Source organism: Cupriavidus sp. L7L, assembly GCF_004353535.1.
GTDB lineage: Bacteria > Pseudomonadota > Gammaproteobacteria > Burkholderiales > Burkholderiaceae > Cupriavidus > Cupriavidus oxalaticus_A.
The window spans coordinates 1-1,021 of the sequence record NZ_SMNY01000105.1 but is presented as its reverse complement, the minus strand read 5'-3'; the positions used below and the strand labels follow the sequence as shown (position 1 = coordinate 1,021).

At 66.8% G+C, this 1,021-nt stretch carries 2 protein-coding genes; both read right to left on the bottom strand.

Annotated features, from left to right (window positions below; genetic code table 11):
• A partial coding sequence (locus tag E1J61_RS35965) for a carboxyl transferase domain-containing protein (RefSeq protein ID WP_305791071.1) occupies positions 1-741 on the bottom strand: 741 nt, incomplete at its 3' end.
• 52 nt (positions 742-793) lie between these two features.
• On the bottom strand, positions 794-1,021 hold a 228-nt coding region (locus E1J61_RS35960; RefSeq protein WP_256376155.1), incomplete at its 5' end, for an acyl-CoA dehydrogenase family protein.

Below are 1,021 nucleotides of genomic sequence, written 5' to 3'. Positions count from 1 at the left end.
GTAGTCGGCCACGCCGGACAGGCGCGTATGCACGTCGGCGCCGCCCAGGTCCTCGGCGCTCACCTCCTCGCCGGTGGCGGCCTTCACCAGCGGCGGGCCGCCCAGGAAGATAGTGCCCTGGTTCTTGACGATGATCGACTCGTCGCTCATCGCCGGCACGTACGCGCCGCCGGCGGTGCACGAGCCCATCACCACCGCGATCTGCGGGATGCCCTGCTTGGACAGGTTAGCCTGGTTGTAGAAGATGCGGCCGAAGTGGTCGCGGTCGGGGAACACGTCGTCCTGGTTGGGCAGGTTGGCGCCGCCGGAATCGACCAGGTAGATGCACGGCAGGTTGTTCTGCTCGGCGATCTCCTGCGCGCGCACATGCTTCTTGACCGTCATCGGATAATACGTGCCGCCCTTGACGGTGGCGTCGTTGCAGACGATCACGCACTCCTGCCCGGCCACGCGGCCGATACCGGTGATGATGCCCGCGCCCGGCGCGGCATCGTCATACATGTCGTAGGCGGCAAGCTGCGACAGCTCCAGGAACGGCGTGCCCGGGTCGAGCAGTTGCTGCACGCGGTCGCGCGGCAGCAGCTTGCCGCGCGACAGGTGCTTGTCGCGCGCGGCCTCGCCGCCGCCTTCCGCCAGCTTCGCGATCTTTGCTTCCAGGTCGGCAACCAGTGCCTGCATTGCCTGCGCGTTGGTCTTGAACGCTTCGGAACGCGCGTTCAGCTTTGTCTCAATTGCCGCCATATCAGCCTCGGCCAGTCGGTTCGTTGTAGGGTGCAGCCATCGCGTGGTGGGCTTACATCGTTTCCGCGAACAGCTCGCGGCCGATCAGCATGCGGCGGATCTCAGACGTGCCGGCGCCGATCTCGTACAGCTTGGCGTCGCGCCACAGGCGCCCGGCCGGGTATTCGTTGATATAGCCGTTGCCGCCCAGGATCTGCACGGTCTCGCCCGCCATCCAGGTGGCCTTCTCGGCCGTGTACAGGATCACCGCGGCGCAGTCCTTGCGCACCTGGCGCACGTG